We start from the raw sequence: 19762 nt of genomic DNA on the forward strand, positions 1-19762 counted from the left end.
TCACAGCGCTAGACGCGGCACCGTCGGCCGCGGGCGTGTCCCGAGGCCGGGGCGGCCCCAGACAACGCACGTGAGCCGGGGGGCTCCGGCCGGGTCTGACCCCGTGGCCGGCCCGGTCACAGCGGGGCGTCCGAGGAGCCCGACAGGGCGACGCCTCTCGAAACGCTGGCGCCCGCGGTGCCGCGGCCGGCCGCTATCGGCCGTTCAACCGCCCGGTGCTCGGCCCCTGTGTCTGGGATCAGCCCGGCGAGGGCTGCCCGAGGGTTGTTGCGGTGCAAGTCAGCAGACGCAGGGCGGGGGCCGAGACGATTTGGATGTCCGGGACGTCGGGGAGCTGCACGTTGATGAAGCCTCCCTCGATCGCGAAGTGGATGTCGTCGGCGCGGTCGATACAGCGGCCGTCTGCATCGGTGAGGGTGTAGCCGGCCATGAGCTCGATGGAGCCTATGCGCCAGTTGGGGTTCACGTTCACGCGGCGACCTCCGGGAAGTCCAGATCGGGCTGAGCCAGGTGGTTGAAGAAGTTCGAGAGCGTGTTGAGCGCGATGTGGGCGACGATCTCGGCCAGTTCGGCGTCGGTCACGCCGGCTTCTCGGGCAGCGGCCAGCACCGTGTCCTCGACCCGCCCTGAAGTGCGGATGATCTCGCGTGCCAGGTGCAGCACCGCGTCAGCGTGCGGGTCGCCGTCGTCGGACGCCTCACGGGTGCGGGCCAGCTCCTCGTCGCTCAGACCGAGCTTCCTTCCGCGCATGGTGTGGGCGCTGACGCAGTAGGTGCAGTGGTTCTCCTGGGCCACCAGAAGCGCCAGCTGTTCACGGAGACGGACGCGCAGGGCGCCGCGGGTGAGCTGATCACGCATCGCCAGGTAACCGGCGAGCGCGGCCGGGCCGTTGGCAAGCGCCGCATAGAGGTTGGGCACGCGGCCGAGCTGCTGGCGGGTCTTGTCGAGTAGTCCTGCGGGGTCTTCGGTGAGCTGCGGGATACGTGGCATGGTCGACCTCCAAATGGTACCGATCGGTTCCGTCTTGCAGAACGGTACTGATCGGTTCCATCTTCGTCAAGGTCGGGATAAGCTGCAGTCATGGCCACCAAAGCCCGCGAACGCCTCCTCGACACCGCTGAGGAACTCTTCTACGCCGAAGGCATCCGAGCTGTCGGAGTCGAGCGCATCCTGGCCGAGTCCGGGGTCGGCCGCGGCTCCTTCTACCGCCACTTCGCAAGCAAGGACGACCTGGTCGTGGCCGTACTCCAGCGACGTGACCGGGCCTGGCGCGCCTGGCTGGCGGAGAGGGTGGACGCGCTCGGCGGAGAACCGCTGGATGTGTTCAAGGCGCTGGCCGAACGGTTCGCACGCGCCGACTTCCGCGGCTGCGCCTTCATCAACACCATGGCCGAGACCGCCGACACCGAAAGCGGCGCCTACCGGGTCGCGGCGGAGCACAAGGAACGCGTCGCGACGTACGTCGCGGACCTGCTCGCCGAGAACGGCCATGCGGCACCCGACGAACTCGCGCGGCGGTTTGTGCTGCTGATGGACGGGGCCATTGTCACCGCACTGCGCGAACGCACGCCCGCTGCGGCGAACGAGGCGTACGCCGTGGCGGCCGCCATGCTCACCAGCGACAGGTCCTGAACGCATTACGGACGTCACCGCACATCCAACCGCCACGACCGTCAACCCGGCGAACCTAGGCGGTCAGAGCACTAGCTGGGCGAGAGCCGCATACGGGTCGTCCCGCAATCCGTACACGAGCCGGCTGACCAGACGCTGCAGCACGTCGCGCAGCGTCTGTAGGGCGACGGCGACCATGCCGGTCGCCAGCAGCGGGGCAACCCCGGAGGCTGAGTGCTGCAGTACAAGCCCGAAGAGGCTCAGGGATCCGATGTAGAGCCCGACGACGATGCCCGTCAGTCCGGCATAGAGAAGTGACCGGCTCAGGATGCGGTCGATGTCGAACAGGTTGTGGCGCACGATCGCGATGGCGATAGCCACGCTCGGCAAGGTGGGAACCAGGAGCATTGCGATCATCGAGGCCAGCTCTCTGCCGCTCGGGAAGCACGGCGGTTTCCTATAGGTTCGATCACATCCCGTTGGAGGACGGGCCCAGACCTACGCGTGAGGAAGCTCGCATGGCCTCTATCCACCGCACCACCATGACGCCCACCAAGCTGGAGCTGCTCACCGGCTGGCTACCGAAGCGAAGCTGGTACGTGGGCGACGCAGGAACGCCGGAACTGGTTAAGGCCGGTGGGTTCCGTTTGGACGATCCGGAGGGCGCGGTCGGGATCGAGTTCATGGTCGTGGTGGACGCCGCCGCGCAGGAGCCGGTGGCGTATCTGGTGCCGATGGGCTACCGCGGTGCGGCGCTGGAGGACGTCCCTGTCGAGGCGTTGATCGGCACGTCCGAGCACGGGGTGCTCGGCACCCGATGGATCTACGATGGCGTCCACGACCCGGTGGTGATGGCGCAGTTGCGCGCCCTCCTGTGCGGTGAGGCGATGCCGCAGCACCAGAGCAAGAGCGACACCCCTGACCCGACCGTCACCGTGCACGGAACTGGCCCTGGCGACGGGCTTGACGTTCAGGTCAACCGCGTCCTGCGGCCAGCGGAGGCCGCGCAGTGGTCGTCCGGACGTCTCGTCGCCGGGTGGACCTGGCCGAACGGAACGGCTGCACGGGGAGTACTCGCGGCCGTCGCGCCGCGGTAAAGGTCGCGTGGAAGTAGGTGTGCGTTCATGGTCGGCGGTTGGGTCGTTCGTCCCAGCGGTGGGTTGTCCATGCCCGTCGGATCAGGTTACGCACGGTGATGATCGCGTCGGCGAGGTCGAAGAATGCGTCGACGACGGTGGCACGCCGCTCGTAGCAGCGGGCGAGGCGGTGGAAGGCGTTCTGCCAGGCGTGGGTACGTTCCACGTGCCAACGCTGACTGGCCTGGATGGGCGCCTTCTCGCCTTTGTGCGCGATGCGGCCGTGCAGGCCACGTTCGTCGAGCACAGCGCGGGTCTTGTCCGAGTCGTAGCCGGCATCCAGGTGCACGGTGACGTCGACGGGCAGCGGCCCAGGTCGTCCAGGCGGGTCCAAGGTCGGGGCGAGCAGCGGGGAGTCGTGCCGGTTGGCTCCGGCCAGGACGCGGCCCAGCGGAATGCCGTATCCGTCCGTCATGCCCGAGCGTTTCAGGCCCTGTTTGCCGCGGTCGACCGGGGAACGCCCGGCCACTTCGCCGCCTCCGGGAGCCTTGGTGATGGAGCCGTCCACGGCGATCTGGTCTAGGACGAGGCCGACGATCCGGTCGTAGGAGTCGAGCGCGATCTGCTTGAGCCGGGCGAAGACGCCCAGTCGTATCCACTCGTCGCGGCGGCTGCGGATCGTGGTGGCCGAGCAGGTCGTGTCGGCAATGGCCTCGTAAGAACAGCCGAAGCGCAACAGTTGCAGCATCTTGTCGAAGACGATCCGGTCGTTGATGCGCCGACGGTGGCAGCCGAGTGGATGGTCCGGGTGGTACTCCGCCCGCCCGGGCAGCAGGGCCGCGAATTGGTCCCAGAGCGGTTCGGTGAGCCATGACGGCAGCGCGGGCACAGGTCTCCTCAGTGATCACAGAGCGTCGCAACTCCATGATCACCGGGACCTGTGCCCGTTCTGTTGCCGGTGTCCCCAACGCGCCTATCCGCGCGACCTCTAACTGATCGTTTCAGAATGAGGTTCGGAGTCGTCTCAAGCAGATGATGCTGCAGGCGAGTTGGAGCAGTCCGAGGTGGAGGTCGGCTCGTATCTCGTAGCGGATCCGCAGGCGCTTGAACTGGTGGAGCCAGGCGAAGGTTCGCTCGACGACCCACCTGGTCCTGCCCAGGCCGGATCCGTGGGCGGTGCCCTTGCGGGCGATCTTTGGCGTGATGCCGCGAGCGCGGAGGAGCCGCCGGTACTTGTCGTAGTCGTAGCCGCGGTCGGCGAACAGCCGCCGTGGTCGGTGACGCGGCCTGCCCACCAGGCCGCGGATGTGGGGTACCGCGTCCAGCAAGGGCATGAGCTGGGTGACGTCGTGACGGTTTCCGCTGGTCAACGACACCGCAAGGGGCGTTCCGTGCCGGTCGGTGATCACATGGTGCTTGCTGCCCCGGCGGCCGCGGTCGACCGGCGAAGGTCCGGTGTGAGCCCCCCTTTCAGGGCCCGGACGTGCGAGCCGTCGACCGCGGCGTCCTCCATGTCCAACAGTCCGGCCTTGCGGAGTTCCGCGAGAAGAATCTCGTGCAGACGGGGCCAGACGCCGGCCTCGGTCCAGTCCCGCAGGCGCCGCCAGCACGTCACCCCGCTGCAGCCGATCGTCTCGGTCGGCACGTCCGCCCAGGTCACACCCGTGCGCAGCACGTAGACGATCCCCCGCAGAGCCGCACGGTCATCCGCCGGCAGTCGGCCTGGATACCGCCGACGCCGCGGCGGACGAGGCGGGAGCAGCGGAGCGACACGATCCCACAGATCATCAGGCACAAGATCATCCGACACCCGCAGAACTCTGCCGTCCACCAGCCCAACTGCCAAGCCTATGAGCCAAACTCATTCTGAAACGATCAGTAAGACGTTGGCATCTCTGGCGACCCTCAGCCAGCAGCGGCATGATCCGTCCGAAAGCCTGACGGCCTCTGCGGTCGCACTCCGCGAGGCATGCAAGGCGCTGTACGACCAGGTGGTGGGTGGTACCCGGGTCAGGTCCCGGTGCCGATGACTTCCGGCGGCTGCTTACGTGTACGGAGAGCGCGTCGTCCCCCTCTGAACGTGTTCGGCCATGGCGGCGGTGACGACATCGCGGCCCTGCTCGCCGTCGCGGCCGCGGTCTGCCTGGTCATTCTGCAGATGGGCGGCATGGTGCTGCACCTGTCTCGTGGTGAGGTCGGGTGATCGGGCTCAAAATGTTGCCCTTCTGGTGCTGGCTGCGGTGACCGTTTGGCTGGGACCCGCCGGGCTCTGACCGCGTCGATCGTGTCGGTTGTCTGATCGGACAAGGGTATGGCCGAATTGACGTCCGATCGGCTGTGACGTCCAGTCCGGCTGGGATGAAGAATCGCCATAAGTCAGAACTCCGCACTGGTGCCCCTCCCGGTCCAGTGCACCCCGAAGGGAAGCACCCGGTCATGATTACCACCGTCGCCCGCGCTCCGGTCTCGGGCCTGGCCGCCCGGGCTCCGAGTTCCAGTTGCGAGCCGTCCAACCCCCACCGCAACCGCGTCGACCTTGCCCTGGCCGCCGACCCGGCTCACATCGCCACCGCGCGCCGGGAGGTCACCGCCCATCTGCGGAGCTGGGGCCTGGGCCACTTGGCAGCGGACGCAGCCCTGATCACCTCCGAGCTGGTGACCAACGCGGTGCTCTACGGCCGTACCGAGACCGTCACGGTGCACCTGGCCAAGTGCGGCACGTTGGCGGAGCCGCAGCTGCTGATCGCCGTCACCGACCAGTCCCCTGCCGCCGTGCTCGTCCCCTGTTCCCCGGCAGCTGCGGAAGAACACGGCCGCGGCCTGCTCATCCTCCAGTGTGTGGCCAGCTGCTGGGGTGTCGTGGCCAAGCCTCGCGGCGGAAAACTCGTCTGGGCCACCCTCGCCGTCAAAACCCCTGATCACGGGCATGAAAGGGAGCTGTCGCCATCGCCGTGCTGCGCCGGCTCGCAATGGGCACTGGCCCTTGCCTGACGCCCATAGCTGCTGACGACCGGAGCTGCCTGGCGCCCGTAGGCGGCACCCCAGTGCAGGCTTGTGTCCAGTGCCGGGAGCGGTAGGCCGAGCCGTTGTCGGTCAGGATCCGCTCGACCTTCGCGCCGCGGGCGGCGAACCAGTCGACCGCGCGCCGCAGGACCTCGACTGCGGTTGCGGCTTTCTCGTCGTCGCAGATCTCGGCGTAGGCGACCCGGGAATGGTCGTCGACGACGGTGTGGGCGAACGCGGTTCCCAGCAGCGGGCCGCGGTATTTGTTGCGGGGCCTGTCGGGTGTCGCGGCGCGGTTCCTGCGGCCCTGGACGCGTCCGACGTAGCGCCGGCCGCCGCAGTCGGGAACGTTTCCGGGCTTCTTGACGTCGATGTGGAGCATCGCGCCGGGGTGGTCGTGTGCGTAGCGGCGGACCGGCTCGCCGGTGGCGCGGTCGGTGTGGGAGAGCCTGTTGATCCGGCACCGGGTCAGGACGGCGTGGACGGTCGAGGCAGGCATGCCCAGCCGTCCGGCGATCTGGACCGGGCCCAGGCTCTGCTTCCAGCGCAGGTGCACGATCTTGCGGACCTGTGGCTGCGTGGTTCGGGCAGGGCTGCGGTGCGGCCGTGAGGACCGGTCGGCCATCGCTGCCGGACCGGACTCGGCGTAACGGTCGGCCCAGCGCTTCGCGGTGGGCCAGGACACGTCGTAGCGCTCGGCCGCACGGGCGACCGGCCATCCGTCATCGACAATCACTGCAGACACGCCAGGCGAAGACGGGCACGAGGAGTCAAAGCAGCGTTAGCGTGAGACCCGCAGTCCTCCTGGTTGGCGGAGCGGTTCCCAGACAGCTCCACTCCACAACCGGAGGCCTTCGTCATCTCACAGATCCAGACCGTGTCGTCGCACGAACTCAACCAACCTGCATGGGCAGTACAGTTTGGACAGCGGTAGTTGTGCGCATGGTCGGTTCTCCTGTGCTCGCTGCGCTCGAGATCCGGAGGGCGATCTCGGCAGGATGCGACCGAGGGTGGTCAATGTGGCGTGGGCCACTTCCCTGATCCTGTTCGGTCCGGCTCGATCGAGGCGACGGCATGAGCCGAGGCTGATGTGGCATCCGGAAGCACTCCGACCAGGGCTGACGTAGGGGGCGCCGTGAATCCTGGCCGCCTCGCACCGACTGCCAGAGCCCGTTGCCTTGCGGATGCCGTCCATTCCCCGTCCATCGGCGCGGAGCCGGACGCAGCGGTCGCCTGCTGAGGAAGCGTCGGATCAGAGGCGGATGAGCCGCAGCTGGAGCCAGAGTGTGAGTCTCTCGTCGGGCTTGTCCAAGGGGAGGTCGAAGAGTTCGGTGGTGCGGCGCAGGCGGTAGCGGAGGGTGTTGGTGTGCACGTCCAATCGCGCCGCGGCTTCGGCGACGTTGCCCACCGCCTCCAGCCACGCGAGGACCGAGGCGACGAAGTTCGTTCCGTGTTCGCTGTCGTGGGCGGCCATGGCCGCGACGCCCGGGTGTCTCAGGCGCGGCTCCCGGCCGAGTTCGTCACCGACGCGGGCCAGCAGCAGCCGTGCCTGGACATCGGTCAGGGCGGCGATGTGCGGTGCGTCCCGGTAGGCGGTGGTCACCCGGAGGATGTCGTCGATCTCGCGGCGCATCGCGGGCAGAGCTGCCGGATCGGTGTCGGTGGGAGCGACCGCCGCGCGTACGAAATCGCCGAAGGAGCCGCGGATCGCAGCCAGCGCGTCCTTGGCGAGCCGGGTCGCGGCCTGGGCCCCGCCGCCGGGTAGGAGAACGTAGATCGCGCGGGACGTCGTGGCGATGCTCGCGTCGGGCCGGAATGGCGCCACGTAGCGGGACAAGACGTAGCCGAGGTGGGCGGTCAGCGCGAGCAGACCTGTGGCGTCGGCGGAGGCGGTGAACCCGAGGAGGCCGAGTTCTGCTCCCGGCGGGATGGACAGCCGGAAGCTCGTCTCGTGGGTGGCCCACAGGCCGTCGAGCGCTCCCAGCAGTGCGCTCTCGCGCTTGTGGAGTTCCAGTTCGGAGGCGTTGCGGCTGCGGAGAATGTGCAGGGCGGCCAGCGGCGCGCAGTCGACCAGGGCCCGTTCCCCTCGGGCGTCGATGCCGTTGGGGCTCTCGATCGCCCAGATCGTGCCTAGGGGTTGGGTGCCGGCCCGGATGGCGATGGCCGCTCGCGGCAGGGCGCCGAGAGCCTCGGGGAACCGGACCACGCCGTTGGAGGCGAGCACGATGCGATAGCGCTCAAGGTTGTGCTCGATCTCGGGGACCCTGCGGCTGAGGATTCCTTCACGACGCAGGGAGTCGATCCGCTGGTCGGGCAAGGACGAATAGGCCAGCACGCGCCGGTCCAGGTCCTCGATCGCCACCGATCCGCCGATGACGGCGCTGACGGCGTTGGCCAGGGTGAACAGCCCGTCTCCGGTGTCGGTCGTCGGTTCTCCGCCGACGCCCTGTGAGCCGAGGACGGAGAGCAGCAGGGCGTCGAGGTGGCGCCAGGAAACCTCGTCGGCCGTGGCGAGCAGCGTCAGGCCGCTCAGCTCCGCTTTGGTGACGAGCACGGAGGTGTCCGTTCCCCTGAGCTTTACAACCATCGCGCTGTACCCGAGGTCCGCGGCGTCCCGTACGAGATCGGCTGCTGCGGGCTGGTCGGCCCGTAGCCCGGGCATCAGCAACAGCTGATCCGTGCCTGCGGGCAGGGGGTCGGCGGGGTCGTGCACGACGGTGCCTCGTACGGGACGCTCCAGCCCGCCGGGCGAGGCCAGCACGGTGAGGATCGGCGACCCGAGGGTCTCCGTGAGATGGCGGACGGTGACCATCCCGCTTGTTGTCGGAACAGACGATGACATAGCTAAATCGTAGTCCAATCGGCCGTTACCTCCGGCCCCGGGGGATGAAAAAATCTCCAGTACCGCCGACCACCTGAAGGCTTCGGTGCGGACAAAGACCGCTGAAATGCCTGATTCCGGTGACGTCCATGGTCCGGTACACCCGGCCCGGCTCACCTCACGCTTGTCGAATCGAACGGATACCCGTCATGACCACACTCCGTCGCGTCACCGCGATCGCCGTCACGGCCACAGCGCTGTTCCTCACCGCCTGCAACGCCACACCGGACGCCCCCACGACGGCGAAGGAAGCCACGACCGCCGCGCCGGTCACCGCCGACGCCAAGGTCGCGAAGCTGCTTCCCGCGCGCTTCAAGAACGGGATCAACGTGGCCAGCGGTGTCTACCCACCGATGGTGATGCTCGACTCGCAGCAGAGGTTCACCGGCTTCGACTACGACCTGGGACAGGCACTGGGGGCCAAACTCGGCATCTCGTTCACCTTCACGAACCAGGCGTTCGACAGCATCATTCCGTCGCTCCAGTCCGGCAAGCACGACATCATCATGTACGGGATGAACGACACGCCGGAGCGGCAAAAGAGCCTGTACTTCGTCGACTACTTCCACGCCGGCATGGACATCATCGTGAAGAAGGGCAACCCGGAGAAGATCACCGGCCTGCTCGATCTCTGCGGCACGTCCGCCGCGGTGGCCAAGGCCACCACGCAGGCCGATCTCGTGAGGGCCCAAGCCCCGAAGTGCAAGGCTGCCGGGAAGCAACCCATCACCGTGGTCGAGCTGCCAACCGAGGGCGACGCCCTGGTCGCCGTCCGGGCGGGGAAGGCCACTGCCGACGTCCTGGACGCCGCGGCTGCCGAGTACACGGCTCGGACGTCCGGCGACGGCAAGCATTTCGAGGTCGTACGCGACCCTGCCAACCCCACGGGCTACGCACCGGTGTACACCGGAATCGGAGTGCTCCGTAAGGACCACGACCTCGTCGTGGCCCTCCAGGCGGCGTTGACGGCGGTCATCAAGGACGGCACTTACGACGAGCTTCTGGCGAAGTACGGCCTGTCATCGTACGGCGTCAAGACCGCAACGGTGAACGCCGGATGACCCCCGCCACCGACATGCCCCACGACGTGGCCGCCGTGCCCCGGCGCCACCCGGGGCGGTGGGCCGCGGCGGCAGCGCTGGTCGTCCTGTGCGTGGGCTGGGTGCTCTCGCTGTGGAGCAACCAGAATATCGACCACCCCACGATTGCCGACTTCCTCTTCGACGGGCGGATCATCCAGGGCGTCATGCTCACGGTGACGCTGACCGCCTGTGCGATGCTGCTGGCAACGGCTCTGGCCGTGATGCTGGCGGTGATGCGGCTCTCCGCGAATCCGGTGCTGCGTGTGGTGTCCTGGGCGTTCACGTGGTTCTTCCGCGGCACCCCGCTGCTGGTCCAGATCGTCTTCTGGGGATACCTCGGCCTGCTGTACGAAAAGATCAGCCTCGGCATCCCTTTCACGTCGCTCCACTTCTTCTCGGCCAACACCAACGAGATCGTGACGCCGTTCGTCGCCGGTCTGCTGGCTCTGGGGATGAACGAGGCCGCCTACGCGTCCGAGATCGTCCGCGCGGGTCTGCTCTCCGTCGATCACGGCCAGGTCGAGGCGGCCCACTCGCTGGGCATGTCACCCACGCGCACCTTGCGGCGCATCGTCGTACCCCAGGCGATGCGGGTGATCATCCCGCCCATGGGCAACGAGACGATCTCGATGCTCAAGAACACCGCCCTCCTCCAGCTGATTGCCGTGCCGGAGCTGTACACACGATCCAGCTGGATCTCCGCACAGAACCTCAGCCAGGTGGAGCTGCTGATCGTCGCGAGTACCTGGTACCTGTTCCTCACCTCGGTGCTCTCCGTACCGCAGTACTACCTCGAACGCCGGTACGGCCGAGGGGCCAACCGCGCTTTGCCCATGACGCCATGGCAACAACTACGGCAGATGGCCGGCCAGTTCCGGACCCGCGTCGCCCACGTGGCGCACACCGATGTCCGCGCAGGCCACGGCAATACCAGGACGGAGACCGACTCATGACGCCGAACCCGCTGGTGGAGGCGCGGGACGTGCGCAAGCGCTTCGGAGCGAACCACGTACTCAAGGGCATCAACCTCCAGGTCCAGCGCGGGGAGGTGATGTGCCTGCTCGGGCCGTCGGGTTCGGGTAAGTCGACCTTCCTGCGCTGCATCAACCACCTCGAGAGAGTTGACGGCGGCCGGATCTACGTCGACGGCGAGCTCATGGGGTACGAGGAACACGGGCCCCGCATCCGGCAGATGAAGCCGAGACAGATCGCGGCCCAGCGCCGGGGCATCGGCATGGTCTTCCAGCGGTTCAACTTGTTCCCCCATCTCACGGCCCTGGAGAACATCACCGAGGCCCCGGTCGGTGTGGCAGGCCAGGGCCGCAAGGCCGCCCGCTCACGCGGCATGGAACTGCTGGCGCGCGTCGGGCTCACCGACCACGCCGGCGCATACCCGGCCCAACTGTCGGGAGGCCAGCAGCAGAGGGTTGCCATCGCCCGGGCACTCGCCATGGACCCGAAGCTGATGCTGTTCGACGAGCCGACCTCCGCGCTGGACCCCGAGCTGGTCGGTGATGTGCTGAGCGTGATGCGCGACCTGGCGAAGAGCGGAATGACGATGATCGTCGTGACCCATGAGATCGGATTCGCCCGCGAGGTGGCGGACCAGGTCGTCTTCATGGACGACGGCGTCGTCGTCGAAGCCGGCCCGCCGTGCCACGTCATTAGCGATCCGCAGCACGAGCGCACGAGGGCTTTCCTCGACAGCGTCCTGTAGGCCCCGCCCCCCTACGAAAGGCCCCCACCCCTGTGTCTGACGACCTGCATCGGCCCCTGATCGGGGTCACGGTCGGGCGAGACGTGCCCGACCGCCCCTCCTTCCTGAGACTGACAGAGAGCTACGTACGTGTCCTGACGACTTCGGGCGCCATACCCGTCGTCATCGTGACCGGCACCGACAGCGCCGCCATCCGGCACCTAGTGGAACGGGTCGACGGCCTGCTGTTGCCCGGTGGTGTGGACGCGCCAGACCCCCATCCTCGCCACTTCGGCGAGGAGGCGCGGCCCGAGACCGTCATCGACAAGGACCTCGACGCGCTGGAGATCACCGCCATCGCCCACGCCAACAGCCTGGGCATGCCGATGCTCGGTGTCTGCCGGGGCTGCCAGATCCTCAATGTCGCCCTCGGCGGCAGCCTTGTCCAGCACTTGGAGCCGGGTGACTTGAACCACCTCCAGGATCTTCCACTGGACACGGAAACCCATGACCTCCGGCTGGAGGCGGGGTCCCGCCTCGCCGCGCTGTCCGGCGGCACCCTGCTGCGGGTGAACAGCCTGCACCATCAGGCGATCGCCAGGACTGCCCCGGTGCTGAGGGCGGTCGGCACCTCGCAGGACGGCGTCGTGGAAGCCGTCGAGTCGACCGACCCCGACCGGTGGACCGTTGGCGTCCAGTACCACCCGGAAGAGCTGCTCCACCAACCGGCCCACCGCAGGCTCTTCGACGACTTCGTCGCGTCCTGTGCCCGATACGCGGCCGCTCGCCACACAGAACGGAACACCGCCCCATGACCAACTCCCCAGCAGGCGAGCGGCGCCAGCGCATCCTGCGTGCGGCCGTACAAGAGCGCCTGCTCGACCCCGACAACGCCCTACTGGCCGCGTTCATAGACCTTGACGGGGTCGAGGAGAGCGTCGCGGCGCTGCACAAGGCCTTCCCAGCCTCGGTCGACGTCCTGCACACCTTCGCGGCGAAGGCGAACTGCCTGGTGCCGGTGCTCAATGAACTGCGCACCCTGGGCATGGGCTGCGAGGTGGCAAGCCCCGGAGAGCTCGCCCAGGCATTGGCCGCCGGCTTCGCGGCGGAACGGATCGTCTTCGACTCTCCCGCGAAGACCCGCCGGGATCTTCACCAGGCCCTTCAACTGGGAGTCGCGGTGAACGCGGACAACTTCCAGGAACTCGCCCGCATCGACGAGATCCTCGCCGCCCGCTCCTCGCCCTCCGCCTCGCGCATCGGGTTGCGCGTCAATCCCCAGGTCGGTCGCGGCGGAATCGCGGCCATGAGCACGGCCACCGCGACGTCGAAGTTCGGCATCCCGCTGGAGGACGCCGGAAGCAGGCGACGGCTGATCGCCGCCTACCGCGACCGCCCGTGGCTCTCCTGGATCCACGCCCACGTCGGATCGCAAGGCTGCCCCCTGGAGCTGATCGCCGAGGGCATCGCGAAAGCCGTGGTACTCGCGGACGAGGTCAACACCACATGCGGCCGACGCCAAGTGACGGGCATCGACATTGGCGGCGGGCTCCCCGTCAACTTCGCAGACGACGAGACGGCCCCCGGCTTCGACGAGTACGTGGCCTGTCTCCAAACCCATGCGCCAGCCCTGCTCCGCGGCGGCTACCAGATCGTCACCGAGTTCGGACGGTCCCTGCTGGCCAAGAACGGTTTCACGGCCGCCTTCGTGGAATACACCAAGACCTCCGGCGGACGCCGGATCGCGATCACCCACGCCGGCGCCCAGGTTGCGGCCCGCACCGTGTTCATGCCCGAATCCTGGCCCCTTCGCATCACCGCCCACGACCCCGACGGCGCTGTCAAGCACGGCGAACCCGTGCCCCAGGACATCGCCGGCCCGTGCTGCTTCGCCGGCGACCTGCTCGCCCAGGCCCGGCCCCTGCCCACGCTCGCCCCCGGCGACATTGTCGCCCTCCTGGACACCGGCGCCTACTACTCATCCACTCCCTTCCACTACAACAGCCTGCCCGAGCCTGCAGTCCACGGAGTGCGCATCACCCCAGACGGACACATCCACTTCCAGCCTCTCCGACGAGCAGAAACCGTCCTGAACGTCCTCACGCGAACCGGCGGGTGACACCTCAAGGCCCGCACAACGAGTTCGCTGATACTGACTTCGGCTCGTTAGGGTGATCTTTCTCTGAGTCCCTGATGGGCCCGGAATGTTGTCTGTATCCCGTGGTGTATGAGGTATGCGGATGGGGGCGGGCTGACCCCTGGGGGACGTCAGCGCCGGGAGACGGTACGGATGCAGGCGGCCGAGCTGTTCGAGCAGAACATCAAGCCGCCGGAGGTCGCACGGCGCCTGCGGGTGAGCCCGAAGTCGGCCTACCAGTGGCACACGCTGTGGCGGGACGGCGGCGTGCAGGCACTGGTCTCCCGTGGCCCGAGTGGTTCGCGATGCCGCCTGTCCCCGCGCTGTCTGGAAAAGCTGGCTGCGTACCTCGATGAGGGGCCTGCCGCGCACGGCTGGGTAGAGGACCAGGTGTGGACGGCTGCCCGGGTGGCACGCTGATCGGCAGGAAGTTCCACGTCTCCTACAGCGTCTCGGGGGCCACACGGCTGATGCACCGGCTCGGTTTCAGCCCTCAGGTGCCCGCGCGGCGGGTGGCCGAGCGCGACGAGCAGGCCGTGGCCGTGTGGAAGGAGGCGACCTGGGCCGAGGTAAAAGAGCCCGGGCGGCGTGCGGGGGCTACGTCTGCTTCGAGGACGAGGCGGGCTTCACGCGACGGCCGCCCAAAGGACGCACCTGGGGCCGGCGTGGCCGCACCCCGGTCGTGACGGTGAGCGGGCGACGCTCGGGACGGTTGTCCGTGGCCGGGCTGATCGCCATACGGCCCGGTTCCCGCACCCGGCTGTGCCACCGCCTGCGCACCCATTCCGCGGGCAAGGCCAAGCGTCGCAGCTTGGGAGAGCGCGACTTCATCGCGCTGATCGACGGCGTCCACCACCTCGTCAAGGCGCCCATCGTGCTGGTGTGGGACCGCCTGAACACGCACGTCTCCCACGCCATGCGTGAGTTGATCGCCGAGCGTGAATGGCTGACGGTGTTCCTGCTGCCCGCGTACTCGCCGGACCTGAACCCCGTCGAGTGGGTATGGGCACATGTCAAGCGCAGCCTGGCCAACCTCGCCATCGTTGCTCTCGACCGGCTCGAAGTCCTCGTACGCAACCGGCTCAAACGCCTCCAGTATCAGCCCGGTACCCTCAACGGCTTCATAGCGGGCACCGGCCTGACCCTCGACGACCCAGCGTCACCTTGACGAGCCGAAGTCAGTAAGCCGCAGACCTCGGACGACGTCTGGTGCCGCGCCTGGTCCCAGGCGATCGCCGATGTTCTGCGGGGCACTGACCGGCCGGCCCGGAGTGCCCTCATGCTTAGAAGCCATCCGCTTACCGCTCGGCAGGCTTGATCAGTCGAACACGGTTCCTGTTCGGGTGATGTCTTGACGGTCGGGGCATAACGGCAGGGCCTCCTGGTAGCTCGGGGTTGCGATCCCAACCGAGCAGCACCAGGAGGCCCTGTGTCGCAGTCTTTCGTGCTCGTGTCTGTGGAGTCCAACGCGCCGTCTCCGGCGTGTGACTGTCTCGCGCACAGGTTCGGCAACGCGGCGGACGGGCCGGACCGCCTGCGGTGTTACGGCTCCGACCTGACGGAGGCGGAGTGGCAGGTCATCCGGCCGCTGCTGCCGGTCCCCGCGTGGCTTCAGGGGCGGGGCGGGCGGCCGGAGGGCTATTGCCACCGCGTGATGTTGGACGCGGTCCGCTATGTAGTCGACAACGGCGTCAAGTGGGTCAACCTACCCTGTGACTTCCCGCCGTACCGGCGGGTGCACGCGTTCGCCCGCCGCTGGCAGGTGACGGGCTTGCTTGCCGAGCTCCACGACCGGCTGCGCGACAAGGTGCGCCAGAAGGAAGGCCGTTCGCCGGACCCGACGGCCGCCATCGTGGACTCGCAGTCACTGCGGGCAGCGGCGAACATTCCGCGCTCGACGTCCGGGTGGGACGGCGGGAAGAAGGTGGGCGGCCGCAAGCGGCACCTGGTGGTGGACTGCCTCGGCCTGGTCCTTGCCGTCGTGGTGAGTGCGGCGAGCGTGCAGGACCGCGACGCCGCACTGCCCTTGCTGGAGCGGCTGCGCAACATGTACTTCTCCATCCACCTCGTCTGGGCGGACGGTGGCTATGCGGGGCGGCTCGTCGACTGGGCGGCCGAGAAGCTCCAGCTCACCCTTGAGATCGTCAAACGCACCGACGACACCAGCGGGTTCGTGGTGCTGCCGCGCAGGTGGGTGGTGGAGAGGACGCTGAGCTGGCTGATGCGCTCGCGCCGCCTGGTGCGCGACTACGAGACGCTGCCCGCCATGCACGAGGCCATGGTGCTGTGGTCCATGACCATGCTCATGAGCAACCGCCTGGCCGGGCACCGGCCAGGCACCTTCAGCCGGCCGGCGCCCCGAGCGGGGTGAACACCCCCGGCCGCACCTGGAGCACCCACCCCCGCTCGACCAGGCGTTTCGCCTTCGACCGCAGCCCCTCGACCTTCGCCGGAACCGCCTCAAGGCCCAGGGCTGCGGCCAGCTGCTGGCACCGCATACCCTCCCGGGCCGCATCCGACTCCAGCACGGACATGATCCGCTGGTAGTCCGGAGGCAGGACCGTCGCTGTCATGCCCTCGGCCCGTCTGGGCACCACCGACCCCGCCATCGCACTCACCACCGGCTCCGCGACCGCGACAGGCGGCTCCGCCAGCACCTCGGCCACCGTCACACGGGCATCCGCCAGACGCTGAAGTGCCCGCTCCGCCTCGCCGAGCGCGGCCTGCACCCGCTCAGCCTCCTCCCGCAGCCGTGCCACATCTTCCCGGACCTTCTTCTCCCGGGCCTCCAGCAGACCGAGCACCGACGGCACCAGCCACCTCCACAAGCGAGACGAACGAACGAACCACGCCCATCTCTCCCGCCGCCAGCCGGAGTTCATGCCCACCCAGCCCGAACCAAACGATCACGTTCGGAAAGCGGATGGCGTCTTAGCCCGGATCCACCGTTTCGTTGTGCTGGCGGATCGTGGATTTGAACAGACAGATGCCCTCTGAATTGGGATGATCTCGGTTGTTGAGGCCGAATCGTTCCGCGTCGAGAGGGCATCTGACGAGTGCGAGCTTCTCATGATCTGGGCCGTGTACGAGTGAGTTTCGACGAGCCGAACCTCGTGCCGTGCGCCGGGTTGCTGGCCCCGGCTCTTCTCGCCCAGCGGACCGGCCTGGCAGAACTGGTCGAGAGCCGTGTGCACTTGCGGTCCCACGGAGCACACGGCGGAGCGAAGGCGCTGACGGCCATCGGGGCGGTGCTGGGAGGGGGCGACTCGATCGACGACACCGCCCTGTTACGGGCAGGTGCGACCGGTGAGATCTTCAACGCCACCCGCGCCCCTTCCACTGTGGGTACTTGTCTGCGGTCGTTCCGCTGGCACAACATCCGCCAGCTGGATGCGGTCTCCCGCGAGTTTCTCAAGCGCCTGTGGGCCGCAGGCGGCGGGCCCGCTGACCTGGCCGGTCCTTTGACCATCGACCCTGGACTCCACCATCGTTCCGGTCTACGGACGGGCCAAGCAGGGTGCCGCGTTCGGCTACACAAAGACCCGCGGCTACCACCCGCAACTGGCCACCTTGGCCCAGAGCGGGCAGGTCCTCTTCTCCCGCCTGCACGGCGGAAGTGCTGGTGCGGCCCGCGCCGCGAAGTCCTTCCTGACCGAAACCATCAGCCGCACCCGCCACGCGGGAGCATCCGGGCAGCTGACCGTCCGCGCCGACTCCGCCTTCTACTCCAAGGACGTGCTGCTGACCGCCCGCAAACTGGACGTGCGCTTTTCCATCACCATCCGCCAGACCCCAAGATCAAGGCGACCATCGCCGCCATCCCCGACGACGCATGGACGCCGATCCCGTACTGGCTGTCCACCCCCGAAGTCTCCGGCGCGGACGTCGCCGAGACCACCTACACCTGCTTCGCGCACACCAAGACACCGGTCACAGTGCGGCTGATCGTGCGCCGGGTCCGTCCCACCCCCGGCTCCCAGCTGGCCCTGCTCACCACCTACGACCACCACGCGTTCGTCACCGACCGCACCGGAGACTTCACCGAGCTCGAGGCCGACCACCGCCGACACGCCGTGGTCGAGCAGACTATCGCCGAGCTGAAGTCAGCCGGCCTGGCCCACCTTCCATCAGGGCGTTTCACCGCGAACGCCGCCTGGCTCGCACTGGCAGCCATGGCCCACAACCTCGGCCGCGCGGTCGGCATCCTCGCCGGCCACGGCCTCGCCCGAGCCACCACCGCCACCCTCCAGCGGACCCTGTTCACCATCCCGGCCGCCTCGTGCACACAGCCCGACGACTACGGCTACGACTCCCCGCCCGCTGGCCCTGGGCCGACGCATTCACGCACGCCCTCGTGGCCATCACCGCACTGCCACAACACGGCTGAACCCGAACCAACACACCTACGTCCGAGGACCTTGGAGAAGCCGGCAGACCGGCAGCTCCCGCACGTCCTGAACCACACAGCACACCCAAACCACAGCGACCACCAACAGCAGACCACACCATCACCGGACGAGCAGGTCCTCTCGGGTGAGTTCGATGGTGTGCATCTGTTCCAGCAGGCGCTTGGGCAGTTGGGGCAGGTCGTTGTCGACGATGATGATCTGGTGCGGCCGGGTATGGGTCGCGCCGCCGCGGAGACCCGCGATGTGGTCGAGGAAGTGCGCATACAGTCGGCCGATGAGTTCCTGGTCGTCCTGCCCGTATCCGACGTTTTTGCGTGGCGAGTCGATGATGAGAAGCGACGGCAGGTCGGTCGCCCCGGTCACCAGCGCGTAGCTGAGGAACGCCATCCGGTACACGACGTTGATCGCGGTGCGCACTCCGTGCCCGACCTTGGTGAGGTTCCCGGCGCGTACCTGTGGCAGCAGCGAGCTGTGGTTGATCCGGGCCCCGGGGTCTCCGGGCAGGGCGACCGCGTCGATGAGCCCGGCGAAGTGCTCCTCGAACTCGCCTAGCGTGGCCTGCCGCCCGGCCAGCAGGTTCTTGCGCTTGCGGATGTCCTCCCCGCACCCCCTTCAGTTCCTCCTCGGCTGTTTGGACGGACCGGTACAGCTCGGCCAGCCGGTGGTGCGGCTCCAGCTCCCGCTCCAGCATCGTCGTCCGCGTGCGGGCCGTCGCGTGGGCTGCGGCCAGCAGATCGATCTGCGCGGCCAGCGGGCTGATCTCCTCTCGCGTCCGCGCATCCAGTTCGACCCGCGCCTGCTCCCACGCGTGGCTTCGTTCACTTTCAGCGACAGCGTTTGTCAATGAGTTTCAACAGCAGTCGGCTATCAATGGACGCATGCATGTTCATCGGAAATGACAGCACCTCAGCATCGCTGCGGATTCCGCTGATGCGGGCAACAGTGACCTGCAGTAGCCATTCGGACGGAGATGACCGTGGCAGCTGTGACCCTGTGTCAGATGAGGCGTCTGAGTACTTCTTCTACGGCGTCGATGAGGGGGTTGCCGTCGGTGCCTGGGCGCCGTACCAGGCCGAGTTCGACGTGGGGGAGTTCAGGGAGGCCGCGCGCTGTTGTGCCCGGCTCCACATTCGCCGGGAGCAAAGCGGCGACGCCGAGCCCGGCCCGGACTGCCGCTTGTACGCCCGCCAGGCTGGTGCTTTCGAAGGCGATGCGCCAACCGCGTTCGGCGGCTTCCAGAGCATCGAGCACTGGTACGCGCCAGCGGCACGGCTGGGAGAACAGTACGAGCGGCAGCGGGTCGAGGCTCGGATCGATGCCGGGCCCCACCGCCCAGATCAGGGGGAGCCGTGCCGTCCAGCGCGGCGGTTCGGCAAGGTAGGAGGGGTCACATAGCGCCAGGTGGATACGCCTGGCTGTGAGTGCCTCCTGCAGTGCCGGACCTGGGGCACTGATCAGTTCGAGCGTCGCTTCGGGACTCATGCGGGTGAAGTCGGCCAAAGCCTGGGGAAGCGGCGCGGCGGTGAGATCCTCGATCAGCCCCACGCCGCAGTGTCCCTTCACCGCTGGCCCGGCTGCGGTGAGCGCCTGGGCGGACAGCGCCAGGATTCGCTCGGCGTACGGCAGTAGTGCCTCACCGGCCTTGGTGAGTGACACGCCGGTGGCGGCGCGATGCAGTAGGGGCTGTCCGACGGTGCGTTCCAGTTTCCGCAGCTGCTGGCTGAGCGCGGGCTGGCTGTGTCCCAGCGCGGCCGCGGCTCGGCTGATGCTGCCGGACCGGGCAGAGGTGACAAAGACCCGCAATAGCGCCGTCTCAAGATCTGTGGGCATAAGCAGATGCTATGGGCCACCCCAGCATTCGACCAGT

General features: G+C 68.0%; 21 protein-coding genes and 1 pseudogene. 13 read left to right on the forward strand and 9 right to left on the reverse strand.

Annotation, left to right across the window (positions count from 1 at the left end; all coding sequences use genetic code 11):
- Positions 1-238: 238 nt before the first annotated feature.
- On the reverse strand, positions 239-472 hold the full coding sequence (locus tag ACIBBH_RS36415; RefSeq protein ID WP_399412214.1) for a hypothetical protein: 234 nt from the start codon (positions 470-472) through the stop codon (positions 239-241).
- A complete protein-coding gene (locus tag ACIBBH_RS36420; protein ID WP_399412216.1) occupies positions 469-990 on the reverse strand; it encodes a carboxymuconolactone decarboxylase family protein in 522 nt (173 codons plus the stop codon). Before ACIBBH_RS36420 ends, ACIBBH_RS36415 begins: the two co-directional genes overlap by 4 nt.
- Before the next feature lie 90 nt (positions 991-1080).
- Here ACIBBH_RS36420 and ACIBBH_RS36425 point away from each other — a divergent pair, with 90 nt between their 5' ends.
- Positions 1081-1632, forward strand: coding sequence for a TetR/AcrR family transcriptional regulator (locus tag ACIBBH_RS36425; protein ID WP_399412218.1), 552 nt, complete (start codon positions 1081-1083; stop codon positions 1630-1632).
- A gap of 63 nt (positions 1633-1695) precedes the next feature.
- On the opposite strand, the gene ACIBBH_RS36430 is transcribed toward ACIBBH_RS36425, so the two are convergent.
- Positions 1696-1992: a hypothetical protein gene (locus ACIBBH_RS36430; RefSeq protein WP_399412220.1), complete on the reverse strand. Its 297-nt coding sequence runs from the start codon at positions 1990-1992 to the stop codon at positions 1696-1698.
- 137 nt (positions 1993-2129) lie between these two features.
- Here ACIBBH_RS36430 and ACIBBH_RS36435 point away from each other — a divergent pair, with 137 nt between their 5' ends.
- Complete coding sequence (locus tag ACIBBH_RS36435) at positions 2130-2708, forward strand: 1,4-alpha-glucan branching protein (protein WP_399412221.1); 579 nt, start codon at positions 2130-2132, stop codon at positions 2706-2708.
- A gap of 25 nt (positions 2709-2733) precedes the next feature.
- Here the strand turns inward: ACIBBH_RS36435 and ACIBBH_RS36440 are convergent, their stop codons facing one another.
- Positions 2734-3576, reverse strand: coding sequence for an IS5 family transposase (locus ACIBBH_RS36440; RefSeq protein WP_399412223.1), 843 nt, complete (start codon positions 3574-3576; stop codon positions 2734-2736).
- A 112-nt stretch (positions 3577-3688) separates the two neighbouring features.
- Positions 3689-4497 (reverse strand): IS5 family transposase gene (locus ACIBBH_RS36445; RefSeq protein WP_399412225.1). Its coding sequence is split into 2 segments (ribosomal slippage): positions 3689-4158 and positions 4158-4497, totalling 810 coding nucleotides; the frame shifts between segments, so codons are not numbered across the junction.
- Positions 4498-4767: 270 nt separating this feature from the next.
- On the opposite strand from ACIBBH_RS36445, the gene ACIBBH_RS36450 reads away from it, so the two are divergent.
- Both ACIBBH_RS36450 and ACIBBH_RS36455 read left to right on the forward strand, forming a co-directional pair.
- Complete coding sequence (locus tag ACIBBH_RS36450) at positions 4768-4890, forward strand: hypothetical protein (RefSeq protein ID WP_399412227.1); 123 nt, start codon at positions 4768-4770, stop codon at positions 4888-4890.
- 233 nt (positions 4891-5123) lie between these two features.
- The gene (locus ACIBBH_RS36455; RefSeq protein ID WP_399412229.1) at positions 5124-5678 is read left to right on the forward strand and encodes an ATP-binding protein; all 555 of its coding nucleotides are present in this window, start codon (positions 5124-5126) and stop codon (positions 5676-5678) included.
- A gap of 52 nt (positions 5679-5730) precedes the next feature.
- Here the strand turns inward: ACIBBH_RS36455 and ACIBBH_RS36460 are convergent.
- Together ACIBBH_RS36460 and ACIBBH_RS36465 are read right to left on the reverse strand one after the other, a co-directional pair.
- Positions 5731-6521: pseudogene (locus ACIBBH_RS36460) on the reverse strand (helix-turn-helix domain-containing protein); the annotation flags it as partial.
- A gap of 421 nt (positions 6522-6942) precedes the next feature.
- On the reverse strand, positions 6943-8532 hold the full coding sequence (locus ACIBBH_RS36465) for a helix-turn-helix domain-containing protein (RefSeq protein WP_399412232.1): 1590 nt from the start codon (positions 8530-8532) through the stop codon (positions 6943-6945).
- Between the two features lie 188 nt (positions 8533-8720).
- On the opposite strand from ACIBBH_RS36465, the gene ACIBBH_RS36470 reads away from it, so the two are divergent.
- The 8 genes from ACIBBH_RS36470 to ACIBBH_RS36505 all read left to right on the forward strand — a co-directional run bounded on the left by ACIBBH_RS36470 (position 8721) and on the right by ACIBBH_RS36505 (position 15857).
- Complete coding sequence (locus ACIBBH_RS36470) at positions 8721-9632, forward strand: ABC transporter substrate-binding protein (protein WP_399412234.1); 912 nt, start codon at positions 8721-8723, stop codon at positions 9630-9632.
- On the forward strand, positions 9629-10606 hold the full coding sequence (locus ACIBBH_RS36475) for an amino acid ABC transporter permease (protein ID WP_399412236.1): 978 nt from the start codon (positions 9629-9631) through the stop codon (positions 10604-10606). Before ACIBBH_RS36470 ends, ACIBBH_RS36475 begins: the two co-directional genes overlap by 4 nt.
- Positions 10603-11370 (forward strand): amino acid ABC transporter ATP-binding protein, encoded by a 768-nt coding sequence (locus ACIBBH_RS36480; protein WP_399412238.1) that lies wholly within the window; start codon positions 10603-10605, stop codon positions 11368-11370. The genes ACIBBH_RS36475 and ACIBBH_RS36480 overlap by 4 nt, the downstream gene beginning before the upstream one ends.
- Positions 11371-11402: 32 nt before the next feature.
- The gene (locus tag ACIBBH_RS36485) at positions 11403-12164 is read left to right on the forward strand and encodes a gamma-glutamyl-gamma-aminobutyrate hydrolase family protein (protein ID WP_399412240.1); all 762 of its coding nucleotides are present in this window, start codon (positions 11403-11405) and stop codon (positions 12162-12164) included.
- Positions 12161-13468, forward strand: a complete 1308-nt coding sequence (locus tag ACIBBH_RS36490; RefSeq protein ID WP_399412242.1) for a diaminopimelate decarboxylase — start codon at positions 12161-12163, stop codon at positions 13466-13468. Before ACIBBH_RS36485 ends, ACIBBH_RS36490 begins: the two co-directional genes overlap by 4 nt.
- A gap of 108 nt (positions 13469-13576) precedes the next feature.
- The gene (locus ACIBBH_RS36495; RefSeq protein WP_399412244.1) at positions 13577-13906 is read left to right on the forward strand and encodes a helix-turn-helix domain-containing protein; all 330 of its coding nucleotides are present in this window, start codon (positions 13577-13579) and stop codon (positions 13904-13906) included.
- 124 nt (positions 13907-14030) lie between these two features.
- Positions 14031-14654 carry a transposase gene (locus ACIBBH_RS36500; protein ID WP_399412246.1) on the forward strand — a complete coding sequence of 208 codons (624 nt, stop codon included), beginning with the start codon at positions 14031-14033 and terminating at the stop codon, positions 14652-14654.
- A 261-nt stretch (positions 14655-14915) separates the two neighbouring features.
- Complete coding sequence (locus tag ACIBBH_RS36505; protein WP_399412248.1) at positions 14916-15857, forward strand: IS5 family transposase; 942 nt, start codon at positions 14916-14918, stop codon at positions 15855-15857.
- On the opposite strand, the gene ACIBBH_RS36510 is transcribed toward ACIBBH_RS36505, so the two are convergent.
- Positions 15829-16299, reverse strand: coding sequence for a hypothetical protein (locus ACIBBH_RS36510; protein ID WP_399412250.1), 471 nt, complete (start codon positions 16297-16299; stop codon positions 15829-15831). The genes ACIBBH_RS36505 and ACIBBH_RS36510 overlap by 29 nt on opposite strands.
- A 673-nt stretch (positions 16300-16972) precedes the next feature.
- Between ACIBBH_RS36510 and ACIBBH_RS36515 the strand changes: the two genes are divergently transcribed.
- Positions 16973-17431, forward strand: coding sequence for a transposase (locus ACIBBH_RS36515; RefSeq protein WP_399412312.1), 459 nt, complete (start codon positions 16973-16975; stop codon positions 17429-17431).
- Between the two features lie 1460 nt (positions 17432-18891).
- Here ACIBBH_RS36515 and ACIBBH_RS36520 read toward each other — a convergent pair.
- On the reverse strand, positions 18892-19725 hold the full coding sequence (locus ACIBBH_RS36520) for a LysR family transcriptional regulator (protein WP_399412251.1): 834 nt from the start codon (positions 19723-19725) through the stop codon (positions 18892-18894).
- Positions 19726-19762: the final 37 nt, after the last annotated feature.

This window comes from Streptomyces sp. NPDC051636, assembly GCF_044453765.1.
Classification (GTDB): domain Bacteria; phylum Actinomycetota; class Actinomycetes; order Streptomycetales; family Streptomycetaceae; genus Streptomyces.

What these genes read in the sequence shown, in the direction of transcription:
- ACIBBH_RS36420 (WP_399412216.1), bottom strand. Translation starts at nt 990, where the DNA reads ATGCCACGTATCCCGCAGCTCACCGAAGACCCCGCAGGACTACTCGAC.
- ACIBBH_RS36490 (WP_399412242.1), top strand. Translation starts at nt 12,161, where the DNA reads ATGACCAACTCCCCAGCAGGCGAGCGGCGCCAGCGCATCCTGCGTGCG.
- ACIBBH_RS36475 (WP_399412236.1), top strand. Translation starts at nt 9,629, where the DNA reads ATGACCCCCGCCACCGACATGCCCCACGACGTGGCCGCCGTGCCCCGG.
- ACIBBH_RS36465 (WP_399412232.1), bottom strand. Translation starts at nt 8,532, where the DNA reads ATGTCATCGTCTGTTCCGACAACAAGCGGGATGGTCACCGTCCGCCAT.
- ACIBBH_RS36425 (WP_399412218.1), top strand. Translation starts at nt 1,081, where the DNA reads ATGGCCACCAAAGCCCGCGAACGCCTCCTCGACACCGCTGAGGAACTC.
- ACIBBH_RS36495 (WP_399412244.1), top strand. Translation starts at nt 13,577, where the DNA reads ATGAGGTATGCGGATGGGGGCGGGCTGACCCCTGGGGGACGTCAGCGC.
- ACIBBH_RS36435 (WP_399412221.1), top strand. Translation starts at nt 2,130, where the DNA reads ATGGCCTCTATCCACCGCACCACCATGACGCCCACCAAGCTGGAGCTG.
- ACIBBH_RS36470 (WP_399412234.1), top strand. Translation starts at nt 8,721, where the DNA reads ATGACCACACTCCGTCGCGTCACCGCGATCGCCGTCACGGCCACAGCG.
- ACIBBH_RS36520 (WP_399412251.1), bottom strand. Translation starts at nt 19,725, where the DNA reads ATGCCCACAGATCTTGAGACGGCGCTATTGCGGGTCTTTGTCACCTCT.
- ACIBBH_RS36455 (WP_399412229.1), top strand. Translation starts at nt 5,124, where the DNA reads ATGATTACCACCGTCGCCCGCGCTCCGGTCTCGGGCCTGGCCGCCCGG.
- ACIBBH_RS36480 (WP_399412238.1), top strand. Translation starts at nt 10,603, where the DNA reads ATGACGCCGAACCCGCTGGTGGAGGCGCGGGACGTGCGCAAGCGCTTC.